The organism is Streptomyces sp. NRRL WC-3549 (assembly GCF_000721935.1).
Classification (GTDB): domain Bacteria; phylum Actinomycetota; class Actinomycetes; order Streptomycetales; family Streptomycetaceae; genus Streptomyces.
The window spans coordinates 28547-54297 of sequence record NZ_KL585383.1 but is presented as its reverse complement, the minus strand read 5'-3'; the positions used below and the strand labels follow the sequence as shown (position 1 = coordinate 54297).

24 protein-coding genes and 2 pseudogenes are annotated in these 25751 nt (G+C 72.1%); 20 read left to right on the top strand and 6 right to left on the bottom strand.

The genetic code is table 11. From position 1 onward, the window contains the following. Nucleotides 1-795 (top strand): hypothetical protein (locus IH13_RS0102420; protein WP_031080618.1); only part of this gene is annotated, 795 nt, incomplete at its 5' end. Between the two features lie 45 nt (nucleotides 796-840). Here IH13_RS0102420 and IH13_RS0102415 read toward each other — a convergent pair. Further along, a complete protein-coding gene (locus IH13_RS0102415) occupies nucleotides 841-2160 on the bottom strand; it encodes a D-arabinono-1,4-lactone oxidase (protein WP_031080616.1) in 1320 nt (439 codons plus the stop codon). Continuing rightward, nucleotides 2120-3364 carry an MFS transporter gene (locus IH13_RS0102410; RefSeq protein ID WP_031080614.1) on the bottom strand — a complete coding sequence of 415 codons (1245 nt, stop codon included), beginning with the start codon at nucleotides 3362-3364 and terminating at the stop codon, nucleotides 2120-2122. Before IH13_RS0102410 ends, IH13_RS0102415 begins: the two co-directional genes overlap by 41 nt. A gap of 125 nt (nucleotides 3365-3489) precedes the next feature. On the opposite strand from IH13_RS0102410, the gene IH13_RS0102405 reads away from it, so the two are divergent. Together IH13_RS0102405 and IH13_RS36560 are read left to right on the top strand one after the other, a co-directional pair. After that, complete coding sequence (locus IH13_RS0102405) at nucleotides 3490-4617, top strand: ferrochelatase (RefSeq protein ID WP_031080611.1); 1128 nt, start codon at nucleotides 3490-3492, stop codon at nucleotides 4615-4617. Nucleotides 4618-4676: 59 nt separating this feature from the next. Further along, nucleotides 4677-5491, top strand: a pseudogene (locus tag IH13_RS36560) (inositol monophosphatase family protein). A 115-nt stretch (nucleotides 5492-5606) separates the two neighbouring features. On the opposite strand, the gene IH13_RS43825 reads toward IH13_RS36560, so the two are convergent. Then, nucleotides 5607-5780: a hypothetical protein gene (locus IH13_RS43825; protein WP_014048796.1), complete on the bottom strand. Its 174-nt coding sequence runs from the start codon at nucleotides 5778-5780 to the stop codon at nucleotides 5607-5609. A gap of 359 nt (nucleotides 5781-6139) precedes the next feature. On the opposite strand from IH13_RS43825, the gene IH13_RS0102390 reads away from it, so the two are divergent. The 4 genes from IH13_RS0102390 to IH13_RS0102375 all read left to right on the top strand — a co-directional run bounded on the left by IH13_RS0102390 (nucleotide 6140) and on the right by IH13_RS0102375 (nucleotide 9711). Then, nucleotides 6140-6793, top strand: a complete 654-nt coding sequence (locus IH13_RS0102390; protein ID WP_031080609.1) for a response regulator transcription factor — start codon at nucleotides 6140-6142, stop codon at nucleotides 6791-6793. A gap of 6 nt (nucleotides 6794-6799) precedes the next feature. Continuing rightward, nucleotides 6800-8041 carry a sensor histidine kinase gene (locus IH13_RS0102385; RefSeq protein WP_031080608.1) on the top strand — a complete coding sequence of 414 codons (1242 nt, stop codon included), beginning with the start codon at nucleotides 6800-6802 and terminating at the stop codon, nucleotides 8039-8041. A 404-nt stretch (nucleotides 8042-8445) separates the two neighbouring features. Then, entirely contained in the window at nucleotides 8446-8742 is a 297-nt protein-coding gene (locus IH13_RS0102380) for a DUF4193 domain-containing protein (RefSeq protein ID WP_003965732.1), read from the top strand. A gap of 12 nt (nucleotides 8743-8754) precedes the next feature. Then, on the top strand, nucleotides 8755-9711 hold the full coding sequence (locus tag IH13_RS0102375) for a hypothetical protein (protein WP_031080606.1): 957 nt from the start codon (nucleotides 8755-8757) through the stop codon (nucleotides 9709-9711). A 14-nt stretch (nucleotides 9712-9725) separates the two neighbouring features. On the opposite strand, the gene IH13_RS0102370 is transcribed toward IH13_RS0102375, so the two are convergent. Next, nucleotides 9726-10181, bottom strand: a complete 456-nt coding sequence (locus IH13_RS0102370) for a DUF3093 domain-containing protein (protein WP_031080604.1) — start codon at nucleotides 10179-10181, stop codon at nucleotides 9726-9728. A 58-nt stretch (nucleotides 10182-10239) separates the two neighbouring features. Between IH13_RS0102370 and IH13_RS0102365 the strand changes: the two genes are divergently transcribed. The 12 genes from IH13_RS0102365 to IH13_RS0102305 all read left to right on the top strand — a co-directional run bounded on the left by IH13_RS0102365 (nucleotide 10240) and on the right by IH13_RS0102305 (nucleotide 22844). Beyond that, nucleotides 10240-10824, top strand: coding sequence for a PaaI family thioesterase (locus tag IH13_RS0102365; RefSeq protein WP_031080602.1), 585 nt, complete (start codon nucleotides 10240-10242; stop codon nucleotides 10822-10824). After that, on the top strand, nucleotides 10821-11351 hold the full coding sequence (gene dut, locus IH13_RS0102360; RefSeq protein WP_031080600.1) for a dUTP diphosphatase: 531 nt from the start codon (nucleotides 10821-10823) through the stop codon (nucleotides 11349-11351). The genes IH13_RS0102365 and dut overlap by 4 nt, the downstream gene beginning before the upstream one ends. 1 nt (nucleotide 11352) lies before the next feature. Further along, nucleotides 11353-12126: a DUF3710 domain-containing protein gene (locus IH13_RS0102355; protein WP_031080599.1), complete on the top strand. Its 774-nt coding sequence runs from the start codon at nucleotides 11353-11355 to the stop codon at nucleotides 12124-12126. A gap of 385 nt (nucleotides 12127-12511) precedes the next feature. Further along, entirely contained in the window at nucleotides 12512-12601 is a 90-nt protein-coding gene (gene kdpF, locus IH13_RS40050) for a K(+)-transporting ATPase subunit F (protein ID WP_037840670.1), read from the top strand. 7 nt (nucleotides 12602-12608) lie between these two features. Next, nucleotides 12609-14273 (top strand): potassium-transporting ATPase subunit KdpA, encoded by a 1665-nt coding sequence (gene kdpA, locus IH13_RS0102340; RefSeq protein WP_031080597.1) that lies wholly within the window; start codon nucleotides 12609-12611, stop codon nucleotides 14271-14273. A gap of 44 nt (nucleotides 14274-14317) precedes the next feature. Further along, the gene (gene kdpB / locus IH13_RS0102335) at nucleotides 14318-16420 is read left to right on the top strand and encodes a potassium-transporting ATPase subunit KdpB (RefSeq protein ID WP_234433195.1); all 2103 of its coding nucleotides are present in this window, start codon (nucleotides 14318-14320) and stop codon (nucleotides 16418-16420) included. Nucleotides 16421-16440: 20 nt separating this feature from the next. Next, on the top strand, nucleotides 16441-17118 hold the full coding sequence (locus IH13_RS0102330; RefSeq protein ID WP_031080594.1) for a potassium-transporting ATPase subunit C: 678 nt from the start codon (nucleotides 16441-16443) through the stop codon (nucleotides 17116-17118). 181 nt (nucleotides 17119-17299) lie between these two features. Beyond that, nucleotides 17300-18034, top strand: a complete 735-nt coding sequence (locus IH13_RS0102325) for an ABC transporter ATP-binding protein (RefSeq protein WP_031080593.1) — start codon at nucleotides 17300-17302, stop codon at nucleotides 18032-18034. 202 nt (nucleotides 18035-18236) lie between these two features. Further along, nucleotides 18237-20780 (top strand): sensor histidine kinase, encoded by a 2544-nt coding sequence (locus IH13_RS0102320; protein WP_031080591.1) that lies wholly within the window; start codon nucleotides 18237-18239, stop codon nucleotides 20778-20780. A gap of 64 nt (nucleotides 20781-20844) precedes the next feature. Beyond that, complete coding sequence (locus IH13_RS0102315; RefSeq protein WP_031080590.1) at nucleotides 20845-21537, top strand: response regulator; 693 nt, start codon at nucleotides 20845-20847, stop codon at nucleotides 21535-21537. Nucleotides 21538-21656: 119 nt separating this feature from the next. Then, nucleotides 21657-22073 (top strand): OB-fold nucleic acid binding domain-containing protein, encoded by a 417-nt coding sequence (locus IH13_RS0102310; protein WP_082317496.1) that lies wholly within the window; start codon nucleotides 21657-21659, stop codon nucleotides 22071-22073. A gap of 3 nt (nucleotides 22074-22076) precedes the next feature. Next, on the top strand, nucleotides 22077-22844 hold the full coding sequence (locus IH13_RS0102305) for a DUF3159 domain-containing protein (RefSeq protein ID WP_031080588.1): 768 nt from the start codon (nucleotides 22077-22079) through the stop codon (nucleotides 22842-22844). A 101-nt stretch (nucleotides 22845-22945) separates the two neighbouring features. On the opposite strand, the gene IH13_RS0102300 is transcribed toward IH13_RS0102305, so the two are convergent. Next, complete coding sequence (locus IH13_RS0102300; protein WP_031080587.1) at nucleotides 22946-23623, bottom strand: potassium channel family protein; 678 nt, start codon at nucleotides 23621-23623, stop codon at nucleotides 22946-22948. Beyond that, a pseudogene (locus IH13_RS36550) lies at nucleotides 23623-24259 on the bottom strand (potassium channel family protein). Before IH13_RS36550 ends, IH13_RS0102300 begins: the two are co-directional and overlap by 1 nt. Nucleotides 24260-24660: 401 nt before the next feature. Here IH13_RS36550 and IH13_RS0102290 point away from each other — a divergent pair. After that, on the top strand, nucleotides 24661-25751 hold a 1091-nt coding region (locus IH13_RS0102290), incomplete at its 3' end, for an APC family permease (RefSeq protein ID WP_031080586.1).

Below are 25751 nucleotides of genomic sequence, written 5' to 3'. Positions count from 1 at the left end.
GGTGACACGCCGGCGGACACGCCCGCGGCGCTCCCCGGTCCCGGCCGCCCGCGGCCGGCCGACGACGACGACCCGGAACGCACCCGGATGCTCAACACCGTCGACCCGGAGCGTACGCGGCTGCTCGGGACGGTGGACCCGGAGCGTACGCAGCTGCTCGGGACGGTCGACCCGGAACGCACGCAGCTGCTCGGTGCCGTCGACCCGGCAGAACACACGCCGCGGGCCGTGAACGATCCGGAGCGGACCCAGCTGTTCGGCCGGGCCGAGACGTCCGGCGACGCGTACTCGGACGGCCGGACCCACGGCACCCGGGTCCGCGGCTGGAAGCGCTCGGCGCTCGCGGCCACCGCCGTCTTCGCCGTGGCGATGGGCGGCATCACGGTGTACGAAGTGGTCTCCGGTGACGACCTCAGCGGTGGCGGCGGCACGACCGTCGGCTCCGTGGTGCGCGGCGGCCACGGCCCGGCGACGACCGACCCGGCCCCCACGACCGGCACGGACCCGGGGCGCGACGGCGACACCGGGGACCGGGAGCCGGGCGGCGGCAGCTCGTCCGCACCCGCGACGGACCCGGGCGAGGACAGCGGCTCCACGCCCGGCACCGGAACCGGCGGTACGTCACCGGCCCGGCCGGACCCGACGCCCTCCGCCACCGGCGGGAGCACGGCACCGGCACCGACCGGCCCCACGGCCCCGGAGAACACCACCCCGGCCGCCCCGGAACCGACCGCGACGGGTGACGCCCCGGAGGGTGAGAACGGACCCACCGGTCAGGCGGACACCGGCCGGTGACCGCACCCCGGGGGCGCGCCGCCCCGGGGCCCCCGGCTTCCGGGGTCAGTCGCCCAGGACGCGCCGGAGGTAGTCGTTGCCGAACAGCCGGTCCGGGTCGAGCCGGTCGCGTACGGCCGTGAACTCGCCGAACCGGGGATAGGCCTCGGACAGGTAGGCGGCGTCCCGGGTGTGGATCTTGCCCCAGTGCGGTCGGCCGCCGAAGCCCGTCATGATCCGCTCGACCGCCGTGAAGTACGCCTGGTACGGCGTGCCCCGGTACATGTGGACCGCGATGTACGCGCTCTCCCGGCCTGAGGCCGTCGAGAGCGCGATGTCGTCCGCGGGTGCCGTCCGCACCTCGACGGGGAAGCTGATCCGCAGCGGCGAGCGGTCGACCATGGCCCGCACCTCGCGCAGCGCCTCGACGGCGGCCTCGCGCGGCACGGCGTACTCCATCTCGACGAAGCGCACCCGCCGGGGGCTGGTGAAGACCTTGTAGGGGATGTCCGTGTAGGTCCGTGCCGACAGCGCGCGGCTGGAGATCCCGGCGATCGCCGGAATGGTGCGGGGCAGGGCGCGGCCGACGGAACAGGCGACCTGGAAGACCCCGTTGGAGAGGAACTCGTCCTCGATCCAGCCGCTGATCCGGCCGGGGGGAGCCGCCGGGCCGGCGCTGCGGTTGTTGCGCTTGGTGTTGCAGTTGCCGGTGTGCGGGAACCAGTAGAACTCGAAGTGTTCGTTCTCGGCGACCAGCTGGTCGAACTCGGCCGTGACCCGGTCGAAGGGCATGGGCTCCTCACGGGCCGTCAGCAGGAAGACCGGCTCCACCGCGAAGGTGATCGCGGTGACCACGCCGAGGGCCCCGAGCCCGATCCGGGCGGCGGCGAAGACGTCGGCGTGCTCGTCCGGCGAGCAGTGCAGCACCGTGCCGTCCGCGGTCACCAGCTCCAGCGCGCGGATCTGTGCCGCGATCGACGCCGAGTCGCGGCCGGTGCCGTGGGTGCCGGTGGAGGCGGCCCCGGCGACCGTCTGGTCCATGATGTCGCCCATGTTGGTGAGGGAGAGCCCCGCACGGGCGAGCGTGGTGTTGAGGTGCCTCAGCGGGGTGCCGGCCTCGACCGTCACGGTCATGGCGGCGCGGTCGATCTCCCGGACACCGGTGAGCAGGTCCGGGCGTATGAGGACGCCGTCCGTGGCGGCCGCGGCCGTGAACGAGTGCCCGGTGCCGGCCGGCTTGACCCGCAGGCCGTCCCCGGCCGCCTTCCGGAGCACCTCGGCCAGCTCCGCCACGGAGGCGGGGGCCACGGCCCGTACCGGCCGGGCGGTGACGTTGCCCGCCCAGTTACGCCATGTGCTCGTCGCAGTTGCGTAGGTCTCGGTCATCTTCCCCGCGCCCTCCCGTCGGTTCCGGCTCCACGAGCCGGCGGTACCCCAGGAACGCCACCGCGGCCGCGAGCGCTCCCGCCACCGCGGGCACCACATACCCCGCCCGCGGCCCCGAGGCGTCCACCACCCAGCCCGCGGCGGAGGAGCCGAGCGCCACCCCGACCGCCAGCCCGGTGCTGGTCCAGGTCATGCCCTCGGTCAGCCGGGTACGCGGTACGTGCTGTTCGACGAGGGCCATGGTGGTGACCATCGTCGGTGCGATGGCGAGGCCCGCGGCAAAGAGCGCCACGGCCAGGAACGGCAGACTCCCGGCCAGTTGGAGGGGGATCATACTCACGGCCATCGCGCAGACCCCCAGCAGCCACCTGGAGGACGGCTTCCCCTTGAGGTGGAGCACGCCGAAGACGGCCCCCGCGAGACACGACCCCAGGGCGTAGACGGCCAGCACGAGACTGGCCGCAGCCTTGTGGCCGCGCTCCTCGGCGAAGGCCACCGTCACCACGTCCACCGCGCCGAAGATCGCGCCCGTGGCGACGAAGGTCGCCACCAGGACCCGCAGCCCCGGGGAGCGCAGCGCCGAGCCGGCGGTGTGCTGCTCCTCCGGGAGCGGCCGGGGCTCGGTGGCCCGCTGGGAGGTGAGCCAGAAGACGCCGGTCACCAGGAACACGGCGGCCAGCAGCGGGCCGGCCTCCGGGAACCAGGCGGTGGAGAGCCCGATGGAGACGATCGGACCGACGATGAAGCACACCTCGTCGACGATCGACTCCCAGGCGTACGCGATGTGCAGCTGCCGCCCGGTACCCCGGTAGATCTCCGCCCACCGGGCGCGGACCATCGAGCCCATGCTCGGGACGCACCCGGCGCCCACCGCGAAGACGAACAGCGTCCACTCGGGCAGCCCCTGCTGCGCGCAGACCAGCAGCCCCGCGACGGCGGTGACCGCCACCAGGGTCACCGGGCGCAGCACCCGGCGCTGCCCGTACCGGTCCACCATCCGGGACACCTGGGGGCCCATCACGGCCGCCGCCATGGCGAGCGTCGCGGAGAGCGCGCCCGCAAGACCGTACCGCCCGGTGATCTGCGACACCATCGTGACGACGCCGATGCCCATCATGGACAGCGGCATCCGTCCGAGGAACCCGGCGGCGGAGAAGGCCCGGGTCCCCGGTGCGGTGAAGACGGCGCGGTAGGGGCTGGGCACGAGGGACTCCGGGAGGCCTTGTCAGGTGTGAAGACGGCCGAGACAGCTTACGGCGTGGCCCGCGTCCGGCGGACGGGCGGATGTCGGTTGCCGCACTGTCCGAGGCGGGTGGCAGGATCGGGGGCATGTCCGATCTGCGTGACCCCGCTCCCTACGACGCCCTGCTGCTGCTCTCCTTCGGCGGCCCCGAAGGCCCGGACGACGTGGTCCCGTTCCTGGCGAACGTGACCCGCGGCCGCGGTATCCCCGAGGAACGGCTGAAGGAGGTCGGCAAGCACTACTTCCTGTTCGGCGGCGTCAGCCCGATCAACGCGCAGAACCGGGCCCTCCTCGGCACCCTGCGCGAGGACTTCGCCGGACACGGGCTCGACCTGCCGGTGTACTGGGGCAACCGCAACTGGGCCCCGTACCTCACCGACACCCTGCGCGAGATGGTCGCCGACGGGCGCCGCCGGATCGCCGTGCTCGCCACCAGTGCCTACGCCTCGTACTCCGGGTGCCGGCAGTACCGCGAGGACCTCGCCCGGTCGCTGGCCGAGCTGGAGGCCGAGGGGCTGCCCGTGCCGCGCGTGGACAAGTTGCGGCACTACTTCAACCACCCCGGGTTCGTACGCCCCGTGGTGGACGGGGTGCTGGCCTCGCTCGCCGATCTGCCCGAGGAGGTCCGGGCGGGCGCGCACCTCGCGTTCACCACGCACTCCATCCCGACCTCCGCGGCCGACACCTCCGGCCCCGTGGAGACGCACGGCGACGGCGGTTCGTACGTCGCCGAGCACCTGGACGTGGCCCGCGTCGTCGTCGAGGCGGTACGCGAGGAGACCGGGATCACCTACCCGTGGCAGCTGGTCTACCAGTCGCGCAGCGGCGCCCCGCACATCCCGTGGCTGGAGCCCGACATCTGCGACCACCTGGAGACCCTCCACGGCGAGGGGGTCCCCGGGGCGGTGATGGTCCCCATCGGGTTCGTCTCCGACCACATGGAGGTCCTGTACGACCTGGACACGGAGGCCACGGCCAAGGCCGCCGAGCTCGGCCTGCCCGTGCGCCGGTCCGCGACCGTCGGCGCCGACCCCCGGTTCGCGGCGGCCGTCCGCGAGCTCCTCCTGGAACGCGCGGAGGCGGAGCGGGGATGTTCGGTCCAGCGGTGCGCGCTCGGCGAGCTGGGCCCCTCCCACGACCTGTGCCCCGTCGGCTGCTGCCCGGCGCGGGCGCCGAAGCCGGCCGCGGCCGGCGCGGACAGCCCGTACGCCTGAGAGGCTCCGAACCCTCCCCCGGGCGCGTCGGCCCGGCGGGACCCGACCCCGGGAGCGTTGTGACCGACCCCTTCCTGACCGAACTGCTCGACCTGGCCCTGGAGGCCGCCCGCCGCGCCGGAGCCCTGCTGCGCGACGGACGCCCCGCGGACCTGGGCGTGGCGGCGACGAAGTCCAGCCCCATCGACGTCGTCACCGAGATGGACATCGGCGCCGAGAAGCTGATCACCGGCTTCCTCATGGACCGCCGCCCCGCCGACGGCTTCCTCGGCGAGGAGGGCGCCAGCGCCGAGGGCACCAGCGGTGTCCGGTGGGTCATCGACCCGCTCGACGGCACGGTGAACTACCTCTACGGCCTGCCGACCTGGGCCGTGTCCATCGCCGCCGAGCGCGACGGCGAGCGGGTGGTGGGCGTGGTCGAGGCCCCCATGCGCCGCGAGACCTTCCACGCGGTCCTCGGCTCCGGCGCCTACCTGAACGGCGAGGCCCTGCGCTGCCGCCCCACCGCCCCGCTGGACCAGGCACTCGTCTCGACCGGCTTCAACTACGTCACCGAGGTGCGCACCCACCAGGCCGAGGTGGCGCGCCGGCTGATCCCGCGGCTGCGCGACATCCGACGCGGGGGATCGGCCGCCGTCGACCTCCCGCCGTCGACCTCTGCGACGTGGCCGCGGGCCGGCTCGACGGCTACTTCGAGCGGGGCCTGCACCCCTGGGACCTGGCCGCCGGTGACCTGATCGCCCGGGAGGCCGGCGCGCTCACCGGCGGCCGTCCCGGGCTGCGCCCGGACGGGGACCTGACCGTCGCCGCGACCCCCGGGGTCTTCGAGCCGCTCCAGGCCCTGCTGGAGGAGCTGGGAGCCTGGCACGACTGACGCGTGCGCGCCCGTACGCCGCCCCGGGAAGCCCTCGGCGCTCCCGGGGCGCCCTGACACGACGAGAGGGCCCACGGGCGCCTGTGACGGCGTCCCCGGGCCCTCTCGTCATGGCTCAGACGCTGGTGGCGCCGATCTCGACGCCGTGCTCGGCGGCCAGACGGCGCAGATCGTCCAGCTCGCTCTGCTCGACGTCCGCGAGGAAGTCGTCGCCCGTCTCGCGAGCCCTCGTGAGGTCGGACTCGGTGGTCTTGATCCGTTGCAGCAGGCCTGCGGTGAAAGCGTCCATGTAGCGCCCCCTCGTCGTGGGTCGGTGGCACGGGGGTGTGCCCGGGGTTTTCCGGCAGTCGCCGGGGTGCGGGTGATCACGCAGTCCTCTGGAAACAGAGCGGGCTGTGGTACGCCACAAGCAGGGCGTGATCGCGGGTGTGCATTCGTCCTCCCCGGAGCCGACCCCGGGGAAACCTCAACTGGCCCGTGAATCCGACGAATTCCCGGGGGCCGCCACCGGGGCCGCGTCGTCTTACCGCCGGTTTATGCGCGTTACGGGCAGGATGGACGCGCACAGTCGGTGCCGCTGACGTGCAGCGAGCGGCCGTGACCAGGCCGCTCGACGTATGTGCCGAAGATCTAGGGAAGGACTGCGCCGTGCGCGTACTCGTCGTCGAGGACGAGCAACTGCTCGCCGATGCGGTGGCCACCGGACTGCGCCGGGAGGCCATGGCCGTGGACGTCGTCTACGACGGAGCCGCGGCCCTGGAACGGGTGGGGGTCAACGACTACGACGTCGTCGTCCTGGACCGGGACCTCCCACTGGTGCACGGCGACGACGTCTGCCGGCGCATCGTCGAGCTGGGCATGCCCACCCGGGTGCTCATGCTGACCGCGTCCGCCGACGTCAGCGACCGGGTGGAGGGCCTGGAGCTCGGCGCGGACGACTACCTCCCCAAGCCCTTCGCCTTCAGCGAGCTCACCGCCCGGGTCCGGGCCCTGGGCCGGCGGACCACCGTCGCGCTGCCGCCCGTCCTGGAGCGCGCGGGGATCAGGCTCGACCCGAACCGCCGCGAGGTCTTCCGGGGCGAACAGGAGATCCAGCTCGCCCCGAAGGAGTTCGCGGTCCTGGAGGTCCTGATGCGCAGCGAGGGGGCGGTCGTCTCCGCCGAGCAGCTGCTGGAGAAGGCCTGGGACGAGAACACCGACCCCTTCACCAACGTCGTGAGGGTGACGGTCATGACACTGCGCCGCAAGCTCGGTGAGCCCCCGGTCATCGTCACCGTCCCCGGCTCCGGATACCGGATCTGAGCGCCCGTGTCCGCCTCACCGGCGCCGCTGAAGGCGCCCCCGAAACCGACCTGGGACCCCAAGCCGGAGGACTCCCCCTACCCGTGGCTGCGGCCGACGATCCGGATACGGCTCACGCTGCTGTACGGCGGCATGTTCCTGATCGCGGGCATCCTGCTGCTCTCGATCATCTACATGCTGGCCGCGCAGGCGCTGAACGACGCGGGCGGCCTGGCCTTCGAGGTCCGCGGCACGAACGTCCAGATCACCAGCGACGTCTGTCCGCAGCTCGGCTCCGCCCTGAACAACAGCCAGCTCAACGAGGCGATCAAGACCTGCACCGCCGCCCAGCGGCAGCACGCCCTGGACAGCCTGCTGAACCGCTCGCTGCTGGCCCTGGTGGGCCTCAGCGTCATCGCCTTCGCCTTCGGGTACGCCATGGCCGGCCGCGTCCTGTCGCCGCTCGGCCGGATCACCCGTACCGCCCGCCGGGTGGTCGGCACGGACCTGAGCCGCCGGATCGAGCTGGACGGCCCGGACGACGAGCTGAAGGAGCTCGCGGACACCTTCGACGAGATGCTGGACCGCCTGGAGCGGGCCTTCACGGCCCAGCAGCGGTTCGTGGGCAACGCCTCGCACGAACTGCGCACGCCCCTCGCGATCAACCGCACCCTCCTGGAGGTCCACCTCTCCGACCCGGAGGCCCCGCCGGAGCTCCACCAGCTGGGCCGGACCCTGCTCGCCACCAACGAGCGCAGCGAGCAGCTGGTCGAAGGTCTGCTGCTGCTGGCACGCAGCGAGAACCAGATCGTCGAGCGGAAGCCGGTCGACCTCGCCGAGGTCGCGGACCGCGCCATCGACCAGGCCCGGGCGGAGGCGGCGGCGAAGGGCGTGGAGATCCGTGGCGGGCGGACCTCCGCGGTCGTCCAGGGCAACGGCGTCCTGCTGGAGCGGATCGCGCTGAACCTCGTCCAGAACGCCGTGCGCTACAACGTGGCCGAGGGCGGCTGGGTGGAGGTCACCACCGAGCCGCAGCCGGGACAGGCGCTGCTGACGGTCTCGAACACGGGCCCCGTGGTGCCCGCCTACGAGATCGACAACCTCTTCGAGCCGTTCCGCCGGCTGCGGACCGAGCGCACGGGCAGCGACAAGGGGGTCGGGCTCGGCCTGTCGATCGCCCGGTCCGTCGCACGGGCGCACGGGGGCCGTATCATCGCGGAGCCCCGCGAGGGCGGTGGTCTCGTGATGCGTGTCACGCTTCCGGTCTGAGATGCTTCGCCGCGTGACGTGGCATTGGATCGGCCTGTTCGCTTTGGGCGGAATTTCGAACCCTTCCCCCCGGCATGCACCTGTGTGATCGATCACAGGGGCGAATTCCAGACTATCCACTCTCTGTGACCACAACTCTCCCGGGATGCCGGGAAAAGTCCGGGTTTTCAGGGGGTGATATCACGGGAAGTACACGGGGTGGCGCCCGTGAAGTGCAGCAACGGGACCGTGTACGGTCCCCATCGCCACCCAAGCTGATCGCCACCGAGGGATCCGGTTGGGTGTCGATTGAGTAACAGACCTTGATGTGAGGCAAAATCTCCGCCTCAGGTCGGGCACAAGTCCGGCCTCTCACGCGTTACGTGCGCTGAGACACCGCAGACACCCATGAGGGGGAGAGCGACATGGCAACGGATTACGACACCCCAAGGAAGACCGACGACGACGTCGATCAGGACAGCCTTGAGGAGCTCAAGGCCCGTCGGAGCGACAAGACGGCGTCCGCCGTCGACGTCGACGAATTCGACGCGGCGGAAGGACTGGAGCTCCCCGGAGCGGACCTGTCCAACGAGGAGCTCGCCGTACGGGTGCTGCCCAAGCAGGCCGATGAGTTCACCTGCATGAGCTGCTTCCTCGTACACCACCGCAGCCAGCTGGCACGCGAGAAGAACGGCCAGCCCATCTGCCGCGACTGCGACTGAGTCCGGTCGGCCGTGGCAGGCGACACACCGTTCCGGAAGCGGCGCCTGCGGCGCACGAAGTCGTCGGAGGCACATCAGGGCGGCACCGGCCCGGCAGAAGGCGCCCGCGCGTCTGCCGAGCATCCGGCCGCCCTGTCCGCCTCCCCCGGCACATCCGACGACGAGCGAGGCCGTCCGGCCTCGCTCGAAGCCGTCCGGGCCGCGGATCCGTCACGGACGCCCGCACGACAGGGCCCCGACGGGACCGGGGACCGGCCCGGCCGGTTGCGCGGCCTGGGGCGAAGCGCCCTCAAGGGAGGCGAGAGCGCCCGGGCGGTGGCGGGCCGGCTGGCCGACCGGATCATCGACACGGCGCCCAGGATCCCCGTGCGGGACCTGGAGACCCTGCGCGGACAGTTCCCCGGGCTCGGCCCCGAAGAGCTCGCCGACAAACTCGTCGCGGGGGCGTGCAACGCCACCGCCGCCGTCGGCGCGGGCATCGGTGCGGCCGCCATGATGCCCGTACCACCCGCCATGCCGGCCGAGCTCGCCGCCGAGGTCACCGGTGTGGCAGCCGTCGAGATGAAGCTCGTCGCCGAGCTCCACGAGGTCTACGGCCGGCGCCCACCGGGCAACATCGCCCAGCGGAGCACCGCTTACCTGACGTCCTGGACCCAGGAGCGCGGCATCGACGTGTCCCGTCCCACCACGCTCGACGCGGCGCTGGGCGGGCAGATGAAGCGCGAGCTGCGCCGGCAGATCACCAAGCGCATGGTGCGCGACGTACCGAACCTGATCCCGTTCCTGATCGGGGCCACGGTCGGCGCACTGATGAACCGCCGGGACACCCGGAAGCTCGCCGACCGGGTCAGGAACGACCTGCGGCGCGACCGGATCTCCTGGGACCGTCTCGCGGAGCTGCCCCCTCTGGAGCAGCCGGAGGTCCCCGCGGAGGAACTGCCCGAGGGGCTCGACGACCCGGACGTCTGAGGGGCCGGGCCGGGTCAGGCGGGTACGGCCGCGAGCGCCGCCACCAGGGCCTGTGGCTCCCGGGTCGACAGATAGAGGTACGGCGTCGGATCGGCCGGGTCCGTGACCTTCACCCGCACCGCCGTCGGCACGTAGCTCCGCAGCAGCATGAACGCGCGGGTGTCCGCCTTGTACGTACGCCAGGCGCGGGCCTCCTCCGGCTCCAGCACCTCGGCGTCGCCGAGCGCCGAGAGCGGGATCCGGGCGTCTCCCGCGACGAGGGTGTCCGCCACGACCCGGATGCGCACCGAGCCGTAGCTGCTCACGGCCATGGCGGACAGCACCGCCCCGCCGGCCAGCCCGCCCAGCATCGGCAGGGTTCCCAGCGGCAGGAACATCAGCGCGCAGGCGACGCCGATCAGGAAGGCGATGAGCCACCACGAGCGGGGGGCGGTGAGGCGTTCGTCGAAAGGCGATGCGGAAGGCTGCATGGATCCAAGCTTGGCACGGAGCCACCCGTACACGGCCGCGCGGGTAAGGTCTGCGCCTGTGAGTGGAACATCTGAAGGCCTGACACCCCCCGCGGACGCGGTGAAACCGGTCCGGCACCCCGGCGCTCCGCAGCCCGGCGAGCCCCTCGGTTCGCACTACGAACACTGTTTCGGTTGCGGGAGTGCGCAGCCGCACGGCCTGCACCTGGAGGCCCGCGCGGGCGAGGGGGTGAGCGTCACCGCGGAGTTCACCGTGACCCCCGCCCACCAGGGCGCTCCCGGCCTCGCACACGGCGGTGTACTGGCCACGGCACTGGACGAGACGCTCGGTGCCCTGAGCTGGCTGCTGCGCGTCATCGCGGTGACCGGGCGGCTGGAGACGGACTACCTCCGGCCGGTGCCGGTGGACACGGTGCTCTTCCTGGACGCCGAGGTCACGGCCGTCCACAAGCGCAAGATCTACTGCCGTGCGACCGGCCGGACCGGCGGCCCCGACGGCCCCGTCGCGGTCCGCGCCCAGGCCCTGTTCATCAAGGTCGAGATGGACCACTTCATCGAGAACGGCCGGCCCGAGGAGATCGACGCGGCCATGTCCGACCCGGACACCGTCCGGCGTGCCCGTGCCTTCGAGGTGAACCCGTGACGCGCCCGGCCGTCGACGTACTCATCCGCCGGGTCGACCCGGACGTGCCGCTCCCCGCCTACGGGCACCCGGGCGACGCCGGGGCCGACCTGGTGACCACCGAGGCCGCCGAGCTCGCCCCGGGCGAGCGGACGGTGCTCCCCACCGGGGTCTCGATCGCCCTCCCCGACGGCTACGCGGCCTTCGTCCACCCCCGCTCGGGCCTCGCGGCCCGTTGCGGAGTGGCCTTGGCGAATGCCCCGGGGACGGTTGACGCCGGGTACCGTGGGGAGATCAAGGTGATCCTGGTCAACCTCGATCCCCGCGAGAGCGTGCGGTTCGAGCGGTTCGACCGGATTGCCCAACTGGTCGTCCAGCAGGTCGAGAAGGTCCGCTTCCACGAGGTGGCGGAACTCCCCGGTTCGGCGAGGGCCGAGGGAGGCTTCGGGTCCACCGGCGGTCATGCCGCCGTGGACGGCGTCAGGGGCGACAACACCCAGGGTGGGAACAGCTACGCTTCGGTCGTATCCGACCGGGAAGGACAGTGACGTGTTCGGACGTCGCAAGAACAGTGGTTCCGCCAAGGAGTCGGCGGACGAGACGCGCGAGGCCGAGCAGGTCGTCGACGAGCTCGACGACTCCGACGCGGCCGGTGAAGGCCGCCGCCGGACGAACCTTCCGCCGGCCCCCCGGCCGGACGGGCCGTGGGACCTCTCCGAGGTGACCGAGCCCGGCGAGGGCCGTGTGGACCTGGGCGGCATCTTCGTGCCCGGCGTCGAAGGCATGGAGCTGCGGGTCGAGGTCGCCGGCGATGCGATCGTCGCGGCCACCGTCGTGCTGCGGGACAGCGCGATCCAGCTCCAGGCCTTCGCCGCCCCCAAGAAGGAGGGCATCTGGGGCGAGGTGCGCGAGGAGATCGCCTCGGGCATCACCCAGCAGGGCGGGATCATCGACGAGGTCGAGGGCCCGCTCGGCTGGGAACTGCGCGCCCAGGTCCCCGTACAGCTGCCGGACGGCACGAACGGCGTCCAGCTGGTGCGCTTCGTCGGCGTCGACGGGCCGCGCTGGTTCCTGCGCGGTGTGATCTCCGGCCAGGGCGCGGTGCAGCCCGCCGCGGCGGGGCTGCTGGAAACGGTCTTCCGGGACACCGTGGTCGTCCGTGGCGAAGGCCCGATGGCCCCGCGCGACCCGATCGTCCTCAAGCTCCCCAACGACGCCCAGATGGTGCCCGAGGGCGTGCAGCAGGAGGACCAGGCCGGCTCCAAGTTCTCCGGCGGCATGGGCCAGCTCCAGCGCGGTCCGGAGATCACCGAGGTGCGCTGAGCCGTCCGTACGAAGGCCGGTGGGCCGCGACCCCGCGAGGGGCGCGGCCCACCGGCCTTCTGCGTGAGCGGACGAGGTGCCCGGCCCGTGGGCGGGGCGGGCGGGGCCGCCGCGGTGCAGCACCGCCCCGCACGGCCCGTCCGGCGTCCCGGAGGCGGGGCACGTCAGAAGCGTGTACGGAGTGCGTACGGGCGGCGTCAAGGGGTGGCCCCGGGGCGTACGGAAGCCGTCAAGGCGGGCTGAGCGGGCCTGGCGGCGGGGGTTTGCTCATGAGGTCCCGATCCGACCTCACTCAGGAGCACACGATGGCCGACGTGGCCTTCGTCATCACCACGATCGCGGTGTTCGCGCTGGTGGCCCTCGTCGCCCAGGGGGTGGCCAAGCTGTGACCGCCGAGAACATCACCGGCCTCGTCGTGGCCGTCGCCCTGCTGGGCCACCTGGTCCTCGCCCTCCTCTTCCCGGAGAGGTTCTGAGCACCCCATGAGCCCCGTCCTCGCCGGTGCACTCCAGCTGCTCGCGCTCGTCGCGGCGCTGGCACTGGCCTACCGTCCGCTCGGTGACCACATGGCCCGGGTCTACTCCTCGACGAAGCACCTGCGGGTCGAGCGGTGGATCTACCGGGCCGTCGGCGCCGATCCCGCCACCGAGATGCGGTGGCCCGCCTATCTGCGCGCCGTCCTCGCGTTCTCCGCGGTGGGCGTGCTCTTCCTGTACCTCCTGCAGCGGATCCAGGGCGTGCTGCCCGGGTCGCTCGGCTTCGTCGGGATCGACCCCGACCAGGCGTTCAACACGGCGGCCTCCTTCGTCGCCAACACCAACTGGCAGTCGTACTACGGCGAGCAGGCCATGGGCCACGTCGTGCAGACCGGCGGCCTCGCGGTGCAGAACTTCGTCTCGGCCGCGGTCGGCATGGCCGTCGCGGTGGCCCTCGTACGGGGCTTCTCCAGGGCCCGCACGGGCGAGCTCGGCAACTTCTGGTGCGATCTGGTGCGCGGCACCGTGCGGATCCTGCTTCCGGTCTCCGTCGTCGGCGCGCTCGTCCTGGTCGCCACCGGCGTCATCCAGAACTTCTCCGGCATCCACGAGGTCGGACAGTTCGGCGGTGGCGGCCGGCAGTGGAACGGAGGCGCGGTCGCCTCCCAGGAGGTCATCAAGGAGCTGGGCACGAACGGCGGCGGCTACTTCAACGCCAACTCCTCCCACCCCTTCGAGAACCCCAGCGGGCTGTCCAACCTCTTCGAGGTCTTCCTGATCCTCCTCATCCCCTCCGCGATGACCAGGACGTTCGGACGGATGGTGGGCTCCCTGAAGCAGGGGTACGCGGTCCTGGCGACGATGGCCACCGTCTGGCTGGGCTTCACCGCCCTGATGATGTGGACCGAGTTCAGCCACCACGGGCCGGCGTTCGAGATCGCGGGCGGGGCGATGGAGGGCAAGGAGACCCGGTTCGGCATCGCCGGATCGTCGATCTTCGCGGTCGCCACCACACTGACGTCGACCGGCGCGGTCAACTCCTTCCACTCCTCGTACACGGGTCTCGGCGGCGGCATCACCATGCTGGGCATGCAGCTCGGGGAGATCGCGCCCGGCGGCGTCGGCTCCGGTCTCTACGGCATGCTGATCACGGCGGTCGTCGCCGTGTTCGTCGCGGGGCTGATGGTGGGCCGTACGCCCGAGTACCTCGGGAAGAAGATCGGCATCCGCGAGATCAAGTTCGCGGCCTGCTACATCCTGATCACCCCCGCCCTGGTGCTCTGCTTCACCGCCGCGGCGATGGCCCTGCCCACCCCGCCCGACTCCATGACGAACACCGGGGCGCACGGCTTCTCCGAGATCCTCTACGCCTACACATCCGGCGCCAACAACAACGGCTCCGCCTTCGCCGGCCTGAACGCGGACACCCAGTGGTTCAACACCACCATCGGCATCGCGATGCTGCTGGGCCGCCTCCTGCCGATGGTGTTCGTCCTCGCGCTGGCCGGATCGCTCGCCCGGCAGAGCCCCGTACCCGCGACCACCGGGACCCTCGGGACGCACCGACCGCTCTTCAGCGGGCTGCTGCTCGCCACCGTCCTGGTCGTCACCGGCCTGACCTACTTCCCCGCACTCGCGCTCGGGCCGCTGGCGGAAGGGCTGGCGTCATGACCGCCCCGTCGAAGCCTTCGAAGCCCTCGAAGCAGGAGGACCCCATGCCCGTCGCCACCGACGCACCCCGACCGCACCAGGGGACGACCGCCGGCCGGGGCCGGCCGGGCGGCGGCCGGCCCGCCGGGGGCCTGTTCGACCCCGCGCAACTGGTCAGGTCCCTCCCCGACGCGCTGCGCAAACTCGACCCCAGGGCCATGGTCAGGTCCCCGGTGATGTTCGTGGTGCTCATCGGGTCCGCGCTCACCACGGTGCTGGCCGCCCTCGACCCGACGGACTGGTTCGGCTGGGCGATCACCGGCTGGCTCTGGCTGACCACCGTCTTCGCCAACCTCGCCGAGGCCGTGGCCGAGGGCCGCGGCAAGGCCCAGGCGGACAGCCTGCGCAGGGCGCGGACCGGTGCCGTCGCACGCCGCGTCGTCGGCCCGAACGAGGAACGCGTGCCCGGCAGCGAACTGCGCGTCGGCGACCTGGTGGTCTGCGAGGCCGGCGACCTCGTCCCGGGCGACGGCGACGTCGTCGAGGGGGTGGCGAGCGTCGACGAATCGGCGATCACCGGGGAGTCCGCCCCGGTGATCCGGGAGTCGGGCGGCGACCGGAGCGCCGTCACCGGCGGTACGAAGGTGCTCTCCGACCGGATCGTCGTCAAGATCACCACCAGGCCGGGCGAGACGTTCATCGACCGGATGATCGGCCTGGTCGAGGGGGCCGCCCGGCAGAAGACGCCCAACGAGACCGCGCTCGGCATCCTCCTCGCGTCGCTCACCGTCGTCTTCCTGCTCGCGGTCGTGTCCCTCCAGCCGTTCGCGGTGTACGCGGGCCAGGAGCAGTCGGTGACCGTGCTGGCGGCCCTGCTGGTCTGCCTCATCCCGACGACCATCGGCGCCCTTCTCTCCGCGATCGGGATCGCCGGCATGGACCGGCTCGTGCAGCGCAACGTGCTCGCCATGTCGGGCCGGGCCGTGGAGGCGGCGGGCGACGTCTCCACGCTGCTGCTCGATAAGACGGGCACCATCACCCTGGGCAACCGGCAGGCAGCCGAGTTCCTGCCCGTCAAGGGCGTCACGGAGGCCGAGCTCGCCGCCGCCGCCCGGCTCTCGTCCCTGGCCGACGAGACGCCCGAGGGCCGTTCGATCGTGGCGCTGGCCGATGAGGGCCACGGCCCGCGCACATGCGACGAAGGGGAGCTGTCCGGCGCCGAGTGGGTGGCGTTCACCGCCCGGACCCGGATGTCCGGGGTAGACGTCGCCGGCCGCCGGGTACGCAAGGGGGCGGCCGGTTCCGTCCTGGCCTGGGTCACCGGGCAGGGCGGCTCCGTGCCGGCGGACGCCGAGGTGCTCACGGGCCTGATCGCGAAGGCGGGCGGCACGCCCCTGCTGGTGGCCGTCCAGGACACCCGGGGCACCCGGGTGCTCGGTGCGGTCCACCTCAAGGACGTCGTCAAACCCGGGATGCGGGAACGGTTCGCCGAGCTGCGGCGCATGGGCATCCGCACCGTCATGATCACCGGGGACAACCCGCTGACCGCGAAGGCGATCGCCGAGGAGGCGGGGATCGACGACTTCCTCGCCGAGGCCACGCCCGAGGACAAGATGGCCCTCATCAAACGGGAGCAGGCCGGCGGCAGACTCGTCGCGATGACCGGGGACGGCACCAACGACGCCCCCGCCCTCGCCCAGGCGGACGTCGGCGTCGCCATGAACACCGGCACCTCGGCCGCCAAGGAGGCCGGGAACATGGTGGACCTGGACTCCGACCCCACCAAGCTCATCGAGATCGTCGCCATCGGCAAACAGCTGCTGATCACCCGGGGCGCCCTGACCACGTTCTCCATCGCCAACGACGTCGCGAAGTACTTCGCGATCATCCCCGCGATGTTCGCCGCCGTGTACCCGGGCCTGGACAAGCTCAACATCATGGACCTGTCCTCGCCGCGTACCGCGATCCTCTCGGCGGTGATCTTCAACGCCCTCATCATCGTCGCGCTGGTACCGCTCGCGCTGAAGGGCGTCCGCTACCGGCCGGCCGGGGCCGACCGGATGCTGCGGCGCAACCTCGCCGTCTACGGGCTCGGCGGACTCGTCGCCCCGTTCGCCGGCATCAAACTCATCGACCTGGGTCTCTCCCTCGTCCCAGGACTGCGCTGAACCGGAGCGTGAAGAAGACCATGAACACGTCCGCGGGCACCACCGCCCGGCTGCTCGGAGCGGGACTCCGCGCCCTGCTCGTCCTGACCGTCCTGTGCGGGGTGCTCTACCCGCTCGCCGTCACCGGCGCCGCCCAGGCGCTCTTCCCCGGCAAGGCCAACGGTTCCGAAGTCACCGTCGACGGCGAGGTCGTCGGCTCGCGCCTCATAGGCCAGCGTTACGACCTGCCGGCGAAGGACGGACAGGAGACCCCGGAGCCCGACCTCACGTGGTTCCAGCCGCGTCCCTCGAACGGCCTGGGCACCAACAGCGTCAACACCCGGTACGAGCTGATCCTCTCCGGCGCGACCAACCGGTCCGGGGACAACGCGGAGCTGATCCGCCGGGTCACCGAGGCGAAGGCCGCCGTCGTACGGGACAACTCCGTCCCCGGCCACCCGGTCGACCCGGCCGACGTGCCGGCCGACGCCGTGACCTCCTCCGCGTCCGGCCTCGACCCGCACATCTCGCCGGCCTACGCCCAGCTCCAGGCCCGCCGTGTCGCCGCGCGCAACGACCTGCCGGTGGCGCGGGTCGAGAAGCTGGTCCAGGACCACACCGAGGGCCGCACCCTCGGCTTCGTGGGGGAGCCCCGGGTCGACGTGCTCGCGCTCAACACCGCGCTGAGGGAGCTCGTGGAGGGGGCCGCCGCACCCTGACCCCGCACGGGTGTACGGGCCGGCCGGGCCCGTACACCCCGCTCTCCGCCCCGGGGGCCATTGCCCCGCCGCACCCCTCCCGCACATACTGGCCGCGGCCGGGAAGCGGTACGCGCGCGGAGCGGGTGCGCACGGCGGCGACACAGCGGTGCGTACGGCAGCGCACGCACGGGGGAGAGCGATGACACAGCACACCGGCGGACAGAGCGGCACCGCACTGGTCGAGAGCCCCGACGGCGGGCCCATGATCCAGGTCGAGGACCTGCACCGCTCCTACGGGACCGGGGCGGCCGCCGTGCACGCCCTGCGCGGGGTGTCCTTCGAGATCCCGCGCGGCGAACTCGTCGCGCTCAAGGGCCGCTCCGGCTCCGGCAAGACGACCCTGCTCAACCTGGTCGGCGGCCTCGACACCGCCGACCGCGGCCGGATCACCGTCGCCGGCACCGACATCACCGGCCTCGGCGAGGACGGCCTGCTGGAACTGCGCCGGGACCGCATCGGCTTCATCTTCCAGTCGTTCGGCCTGATCCCCATCCTGACCGCGGCGGAGAACGTCGGCATACCCCTGCGCCTGCGCAAGGCCGACCCGCGCGAGCGTGAGGAACGGGTCGCGCTGCTCCTCTCGCTGGTCGGCCTCGGCGACCACACCCAGCAGAGGCCCGGTGAGCTCTCCGGCGGCCAGCAGCAGCGCGTCGCCATCGCCCGCGCCCTCGCCAACCGCCCTTCGCTGCTGATCGCCGACGAACCCACCGGCCAGCTCGACGCGGAGACCGGCCTCGCCGTCATGGAGCTGCTGCGGGCCGTGGTGCGCAGCGAGGGCGTCACCGCGCTGGTCGCCACCCACGACCCCCAGCTGCTCGGGTTCGCCGACCGGGTGCTGGAGCTCGGCGACGGGCACATCGTCGAACACGGCTGAGCCGGCCGCCCGCGTCACCGGCGGACAGGGCCGAGCCCGCCCCGCAAGCCGGACGCCGGCGTGGTCGGCCCGCCCGCGTCAGAATCCCGTCAATACGGACCCCCGCGCCCCGCCCAGGGCCGGGGCCCCGCACCCCACCGGGGTAGCTTCGACCAGGGCCCCCGTATCGGCGGCGGCCGGCTCGGAAGAAGACAATGGGGCCATGGCACGCGGCAAGCTTCGGATCTACCTGGGTGCGGCACCCGGCGTCGGCAAGACGTACGCGATGCTGTCCGAGGCCCACCGCCGGGTGGAGCGGGGCACGGACTGCGTCGTCGCGTTCGTCGAACACCACGACCGGCCCCGCACCGAGGTCCTGCTGCACGGGCTGGAGCAGATACGCCGCCGTGAGATCGAGCACCGCTCGGCGGTCTTCTCCGAGATGGACGTCGACGCCGTCCTGGAGCGCGCACCCGCCGTCGCCCTCGTCGACGAACTCGCCCACACCAACGTGCCCGGGTCCCGCAACGCCAAGCGCTGGCAGGACGTCGAGGAACTGCTGCGGGCCGGGATCGACGTCATCTCGACCGTCAACATCCAGCACCTGGAGTCCCTCGGGGACGTCGTCGAGTCGATAACCGGCGTACGGCAGCAGGAGACGGTCCCCGACGAGATCGCCCGCCGGGCCGACCAGATCGAGCTGGTCGACATGTCGCCCCAGGCACTGCGCCGGCGCATGGCCCACGGCAACATCTACCAGCCCGACCAGGTCGACGCGGCCCTGTCCAACTACTTCCGCCCCGGCAACCTCACCGCCCTGCGCGAGCTCGCCCTCCTCTGGGTCGCCGACCGGGTCGACGAGTACCTCCAGCAGTACCGCGGCGAGCACGACATCAGCACCCCCTGGCAGGCCCGTGAACGCATCGTCGTCGGGCTGACCGGCGGTCCCGAGGGCCGCACGCTCATCCGCCGGGCCTCCAGGATGGCCGCCAAGGGCTCCGGCAGCGAGATCATGGCCGTCTACATCGCCCGCAGCGACGGACTGACCTCCGCCTCGCCCAAGGAACTCGCGGGCCAGCGCACCCTCGTCGAGGACCTCGGCGGCACCTTCCACCACGTCATCGGCGACGACATCCCCTCCGCGCTCCTCGCCTTCGCCCGCGGGGTCAACGCCACCCAGATCGTCCTCGGCTCCAGCCGCCGCAAGGCCTGGCAGTACATCTACGGCCCCGGCGTCGGCGCCACCGTGGCCCGTGAGTCCGGCCCCGACCTCGACGTCCACATCGTCACCCACGAAGCCGTCGCCAAGGGCCGCGGGCTGCCCATAGCCAGGGGCGCCCGGCTCGGCCGCACCCGGATCCTGTGGGGCTGGACGGTCGGCGTCGGCGGCCCCGCCCTGCTCGCGCTGGGCCTGCGCGGCCTGGAGAACGGCCCGGGCCTCGCCAACGACGTCCTGCTCTTCCTCTTCATGACCGTCGCCGCGGCCCTCCTCGGCGGCCTGGCCCCGGCGCTGGCCTCCGCCGCCGTCGGCTCCCTGCTCCTGAACTACTGGTTCACCCCGCCCACCCACACCCTGACCGTGCAGGACCCGGAGAACTTCGTCGCCATCGTGATCTTCTTCGCGGTGGCGGTCGCGGTCGCCTCCGTGGTGGACCTGGCGGCCAGACGCACCCACCAGGCCGCCCGGCTGCGCGCCGAGTCGGAGATCCTCTCCGCCCTGGCCGGCAGCGTGCTGCGCGGCGAGACGGCCCTGGGCGCCCTGCTGGACCGGGTGCGCGAGACCTTCGGCATGGAGTCCGTCGCCCTGCTGGAGCGGCAGAGCGAGGTCGAACCCTGGACCCGTGCCGGGTCCGTGGGCCCCGCACCGGTGGCCCGGCCCGACGACGCGGACGTGGACATGCCGGTCGGTGACCACATGGCGCTGGCGCTCTCCGGCCGGGTGCTGCCCGCCGAGGACCGCCGGGTGCTCGGCGCGTTCGCCGCACAGGCCGCCGTCGTGCTGGACCGCCAGCGCCTGGTGGACGAGGCCGAGACGGCCCGGCGGCTCGCCGAGGGCAACCGGATCAGGACCGCGCTGCTCGCCGCCGTCAGCCACGACCTGCGCACCCCGCTCGCCGCCATCAAGGCCGCGGTCAGCTCCCTGCGCTCCGACGACGTGGCCTGGTCCCAGGAGGACGAGGCGGAGTTCCTGGCCGGCATCGAGGACGGCGCCGACCGGCTGGACCACCTGGTCGGCAACCTGCTCGACATGTCCCGGCTGCAGACCGGCACGGTCACCCCGCTGATCAGGGAGATCGACCTCGACGAGGTCGTACCCATGGCACTCGGAGGCGTACCGGAGGGCAGCGTCGAGCTGGACATACCGGAGACGCTGCCCATGGTCGCCGTGGACCCGGGGCTCCTGGAACGGGCCGTCGCCAACGTCGTCGAGAACGCCGTCAAGTACAGCCCCGACGGCTCCCGGGTCACCGTCGCCGCCAGCGCGCTGGGCGAACGGGTCGAACTACGGGTCGCCGACCGCGGCCGGGGCGTGCCCGACGAGGCCAAGGACCGCATCTTCGAGCCCTTCCAGCGGTACGGGGACGCCCCGCGCGGCGCGGGCGTGGGCCTCGGGCTCGCCGTCTCCCGGGGCTTCACGGAGTCCATGGGCGGCACCCTGGGCGCCGAGGACACCCCCGGGGGCGGTCTCACCATGGTCCTCACGCTCAAGGCGGTGCCCGGCCGGGTGCGCGACGGTCCCGGGGCCCCGCCACCGGCCGCCCCGTGAGGCCCGTGAGGGCCCGGGACGCGGCACCACCCCGCACAGAATTCTCCGGAAAGGCAGGACCGTGATGACCAGGGTGCTTGTGGTCGACGACGAGCCGCAGATAGTACGCGCCCTCGTGATCAACCTGAAGGCGCGCCGTTACGAGGTGGACGCGGCGCCCGACGGGGCCACCGCCCTGCAGCTCGCCGCCACGCGCCATCCCGACGTCGTCGTCCTGGACCTGGGGCTGCCGGACATGGACGGCGTCGAGGTGATCAGGGGGCTGCGCGGCTGGACCAGGGTCCCGATCCTCGTCCTGTCCGCCCGGCACACCTCCGACGAGAAGGTCGAGGCCCTGGACGCCGGGGCCGACGACTACGTCACCAAGCCGTTCGGCATGGACGAACTGCTGGCCAGGCTGCGCGCCGCCGTCCGCCGGGCCGAACCGGTCGGCCAGGACGGCGCCGACGACCTGGTGGTCGTGGAGACCGAGGGCTTCACCGTCGACCTGGCGGCGAAGAAGGTGAACCGGCAGGGCCGTGACGTACGGCTCACACCCACCGAGTGGCACCTGCTGGAGGTACTCGTCCGCAACGGCGGCCGGCTCGTCAGCCAGAAGCAGCTGCTCCAGGAGGTCTGGGGGCCTTCGTACGGCACCGAGACCAACTACCTGCGGGTCTACATGGCCCAGCTCCGCCGCAAGCTGGAGGCGGACCCCTCGCACCCCCGGCACTTCGTGACCGAGCCCGGCATGGGGTACCGCTTCGAGCGGGGCTGACGGGCCGGCCGGCGCCGAGGCGCGGTACTTCCCGCTGCTTCCCGGGCCCTCGCGGGTCCTCCGTGCGGGTGACGTCCCGGTGGCCCGCCCGCACCCCGTACGACCGGTACCCTTCGGGTATGAGCGCTGTTCCCCGTTCCGAGAAGTCAGGCAGGGCGGAGAGGCCGTCCGGCCGCTTCCGCCGCATGCTCGACCGGCTCTCCAGCTCCCAGGAGGACCTGGAGTCCGAGGAGCTGCGCGAGGACACGCACGCTTCGGGCTGCACGCGTATCTCCGAATGCACGGACCGCCAGATCGTCAAGGTGACTGGTACCTTGCGGACGGTCACCCTGCGCCCGCGGGCCGGAGTGCCCGCCCTGGAGGCGGAGCTCTTCGACGGCACCGCGCCGCTCGACGTGGTCTGGCTGGGACGGCGCTCCATCGTCGGCATCGAGCCGGGCCGCAAACTCATCGTCTCGGGCCGCATCGCCGTGAGTCACGGGCGCCGGGTGCTGTTCAACCCCACATACGAACTCCGACCGTTCGGCAAGGAGTAGCCGGTGACGTCCCTCGACAAGCCGACGTCCGACACGGACCAGCCCCACCGCACCGACCAGCAGACCGCCGAGGCGAAGGCGGTCACCGAGGCGGCGCTCTTCGATGCCTTCGGCGGCGTGCGCGGCATGGTGGAGACAGTCCTTCCCGGGCTGCTCTTCGTCACGATCTTCACCATCAACAAGAGCCTGCACGTCTCGGCGATCGCGGCCCTGGCCATGTCGCTGGTCCTCGTCGTCGTACGCCTGATCCGGCGGGACACCGTCAAGCACGCCTTCAGCGGCGTCTTCGGGGTGGCCTTCGGTGTGGTCTTCGCGAAGATGACGGGCAACGCCAAGGACTTCTACCTCCCGGGCATGCTCTACACGCTCGGCCTGGCGCTCGCCTACCTGGTCACCACCCTCGCCGGGGTGCCGCTGATCGGGCTGATCCTCGGCCCGGTGTTCAAGGAGAACCTCTCCTGGCGCACCAGGAACCCCGGCCGCAAGAAGGCGTACGCCAAGGCCAGTTACGCCTGGGGGCTCATCCTCCTCGCCAAGTGCGCGATCCTCTTCCCGCTGTACTGGTGGGCCGACACCACCCAGCTCGGCTGGGTCCTGGTCGCCCTCAAGATCCCGCCGTTCCTGCTCGCCGTGTACCTGACCTGGGTCTTCCTCACCAAGGCGCCGCCGCCCATCGACGTCTTCGCCGAGATGGAGGCGGAGGAGGAGGCCGAGAAGGCCCGCAAGGCCGCCGCAGCCGCGCCTGCCGAGGCCCGCGGCTACGAGGGCTGACCCGCCCGCGTACGCACGGACGAGGGGCCCGGACCGTGGGATCACGGTCCGGGCCCCTCGTGCCGTACGTACGCCACGGGCCCGCGGGGCGGGCGGGCCGTTCAGTCGCCGGACGGCTCCCGGCGGACCGACAGCAGGTCCTCCAGCTGTTCCTCGCGCGCCTGGGCGGCGACGAACAGCAGCTCGTCACCGGCCTCCAGGGTCTCCTCGGGGCTCGGCGTCAGGACGCGCGTGCCACGGATGATGGTGACGAGCGAGGTGTCCTCCGGCCAGGCCACGTCGCCGACCAGGGTGCCGGCCAGCGCCGACTCCGGGGGCAGCGTGAGCTCCACCAGGTTGGCGTCGCCGTGGCTGAAGCGCAGCAGCCGGACCAGATCACCGACGCTCACCGCCTCCTCGACCAGGGCGGACATCAGGCGCGGCGTGGAGACCGCGACGTCCACCCCCCAGGACTCGTTGAACAGCCACTCGTTCTTCGGGTTGTTGACCCGGGCGACGACCCGCGGAACGCCGTACTCCGTCTTGGCGAGCAGCGAGACGACCAGGTTGACCTTGTCGTCACCGGTCGCCGCGATCACGACGTTGCACCGCTGGAGCGCCGCCTCGTCGAGCGAGGTGATCTCACAGGCGTCCGCGAGCAGCCACTCGGCCATCGGTACCCGCTCCACCGAGATGGCGGTGGGCGCCTTGTCGATGAGCAGCACCTCGTGCCCGTTCTCCAGGAGCTCGGCGGCGATGGAACGGCCCACCGCACCCGCCCCGGCAATCGACACGCGCATCAGTGACCGCCCTCCTCAGGACCTTCGGCGAAGGCCTCCTCGACCTTCGCGACCTCGTCCGTACGCATCATCACGTGGACCAGGTCGCCCTCCTGCAGCACCGTCTGCGACGTCGGCAGTATGGCCTCGCCCAGCCGGGTCAGGAACGCGACGCGGACGCCCGTCTGCTCCTGCAGCGTGCTGATCTTGTGGCCGATCCAGGACGGTGTGGTGTGCACCTCGGCGAGCTGCACACCCCGAGGGGAGCCGCCGCCGCAGCATCTGGTCCGCCGTCCAGCGGACGGTGGCGACCGTGGGGATGCCGAGCCGCTGGTAGACCTCGGCGCGACGGGGGTCGTAGATCCGGGCCGCGACGTTCTCGATGCCGAACATCTCGCGGGCCACCCGGGCCGCGATGATGTTGGAGTTGTCGCCGCTGCTGACCGCGGCGAACGCCCCGGCCTCCTCGATGCCCGCCTCGCGCAGGGTGTCCTGGTCGAAACCGACCCCGCTGACCCGCCGGCCGCCGAAGCCCGAACCGAGCCGGCGGAAGGCCGTCGGGTCCTGGTCGATCACGGCGACCGTGTGGCCCTGCTCCTCCAGGGTCTGCGCGAGAGCGGCTCCGACACGCCCGCAGCCCATGATGACGATGTGCACCTCGCGCCTACCTCGCCGTCCTGGTCGTCCGGATGACCTGCGAAAACACCCTGCTCACACTTCTTTCTCCGCTTGCGGGGCAAAACAACGGGGCAACCGCCTTCGACCGTCGCCGGGCACGAGCTTAAGCGGCCGGGTGGCCGCCACCTCATCCGCGTAGGCGTACGCCGTGTCCCGGGCGCCGGAACCGCCCTCCCCGAGTGCTTCACGACGGGCGGCGGCGGGCCGCCCGTCCGCCCCCCGGTCCGGGGCACGCGGGGCTCCGCGCTCGCCGGTCCGCAAAAATTCCGTTAAGGATTCCATGGACTTCCGGGGGAACGGCGGGTAATTATGAAGGTTTTTCGGGCCAGGAGGGGGTGGTGGCCCATCCGGCCCTTCCCACACCGCTTACGATCCTCAGCGTGTCCAAACTGACCGACGTGCCGAAACGGATCCTGATCGGCCAGGCGCTGCGCAGCGACCGGCTGGGGGAGACGCTTCTCCCCAAGCGCATCGCCCTCCCCGTGTTCGCGTCCGACCCGCTGTCCTCGGTGGCGTACGCACCAGGAGAAGTCCTCCTCGTGCTGTCCGTCGCGGGCGTGTCGGCATACCGCTTCAGCCCGTGGATCGCGGTGGCCGTCGTGGTGCTCATGTTCACGGTCGTCGCCTCCTACCGGCAGAACGTGCACGCCTACCCGAGCGGGGGCGGCGACTACGAGGTCGCCACGACCAACCTCGGCCCGAAGGCCGGCCTGACCGTCGCCAGCGCCCTCCTCGTCGACTACGTCCTCACGGTCGCCGTGTCGATCTCCTCCGGTGTGGAGAACCTCGGCTCCGCCATCCCGTTCGTCGTGGAGCACAAGGTGCTGTGCGCCGTCGGCGCCATCGTGCTGCTGACACTGATGAACCTGCGCGGGGTCAAGGAGTCCGGGAAGCTCTTCGCCATCCCGACGTACCTGTTCGTGGCGGGTGTCTTCGCCATGCTCCTGTGGGGGGCGTTCCGGGGGCTGGTCCTCGGGGACACCATGCACGCGCCGACCTCGGAGTTCGAGGTCAGGGCCGAGCACCAGGGGCTGGCCGGTTTCGCCCTCGTCTTCCTGCTGCTGCGGGCGTTCTCCTCCGGCTGCGCCGCGCTCACCGGCGTCGAGGCGATCAGCAACGGCGTCCCCGCCTTCCGCAAGCCCAAGAGCAGGAACGCGGCGACCACGCTCGCGGCGATGGGCCTGCTGGCCGTCACCATGTTCTGCGGGATCATCGCCCTCGCCATGGCCACCGACGTGAAGATGGCGTCGAACCCGGCCAGGGACCTCATCCACGACGGGACCCCGGTCGGCGCGGGCTTCGTCCAGGACCCGGTGATCTCCCAGGTCGCCGCCGCGGTCTTCGGCGACGGCACGTTCTTCTTCGTCCTGCTGGCCGCCGCCACCGCCCTCGTGCTCTTCCTGGCCGCCAACACGGCGTACAACGGCTTCCCGCTGCTCGGCTCGATCCTGGCCCAGGACCGCTACCTGCC

Coding starts and splice junctions, on each gene's coding strand:
- IH13_RS0102415 (WP_031080616.1), bottom strand. CDS start 2,160: ATGACCGAGACCTACGCAACTGCGACGAGCACATGGCGTAACTGGGCG.
- IH13_RS0102405 (WP_031080611.1), top strand. CDS start 3,490: ATGTCCGATCTGCGTGACCCCGCTCCCTACGACGCCCTGCTGCTGCTC.
- kdpB (WP_234433195.1), top strand. CDS start 14,318: ATGCCCGTCGCCACCGACGCACCCCGACCGCACCAGGGGACGACCGCC.
- IH13_RS0102315 (WP_031080590.1), top strand. CDS start 20,845: ATGACCAGGGTGCTTGTGGTCGACGACGAGCCGCAGATAGTACGCGCC.
- IH13_RS43825 (WP_014048796.1), bottom strand. CDS start 5,780: ATGGACGCTTTCACCGCAGGCCTGCTGCAACGGATCAAGACCACCGAG.
- IH13_RS0102300 (WP_031080587.1), bottom strand. CDS start 23,623: ATGCGCGTGTCGATTGCCGGGGCGGGTGCGGTGGGCCGTTCCATCGCC.
- kdpA (WP_031080597.1), top strand. CDS start 12,609: ATGAGCCCCGTCCTCGCCGGTGCACTCCAGCTGCTCGCGCTCGTCGCG.
- IH13_RS0102325 (WP_031080593.1), top strand. CDS start 17,300: ATGACACAGCACACCGGCGGACAGAGCGGCACCGCACTGGTCGAGAGC.
- IH13_RS0102370 (WP_031080604.1), bottom strand. CDS start 10,181: ATGCAGCCTTCCGCATCGCCTTTCGACGAACGCCTCACCGCCCCCCGC.
- IH13_RS0102320 (WP_031080591.1), top strand. CDS start 18,237: ATGGCACGCGGCAAGCTTCGGATCTACCTGGGTGCGGCACCCGGCGTC.
- IH13_RS0102330 (WP_031080594.1), top strand. CDS start 16,441: ATGAACACGTCCGCGGGCACCACCGCCCGGCTGCTCGGAGCGGGACTC.
- IH13_RS0102380 (WP_003965732.1), top strand. CDS start 8,446: ATGGCAACGGATTACGACACCCCAAGGAAGACCGACGACGACGTCGAT.
- IH13_RS0102310 (WP_082317496.1), top strand. CDS start 21,657: ATGAGCGCTGTTCCCCGTTCCGAGAAGTCAGGCAGGGCGGAGAGGCCG.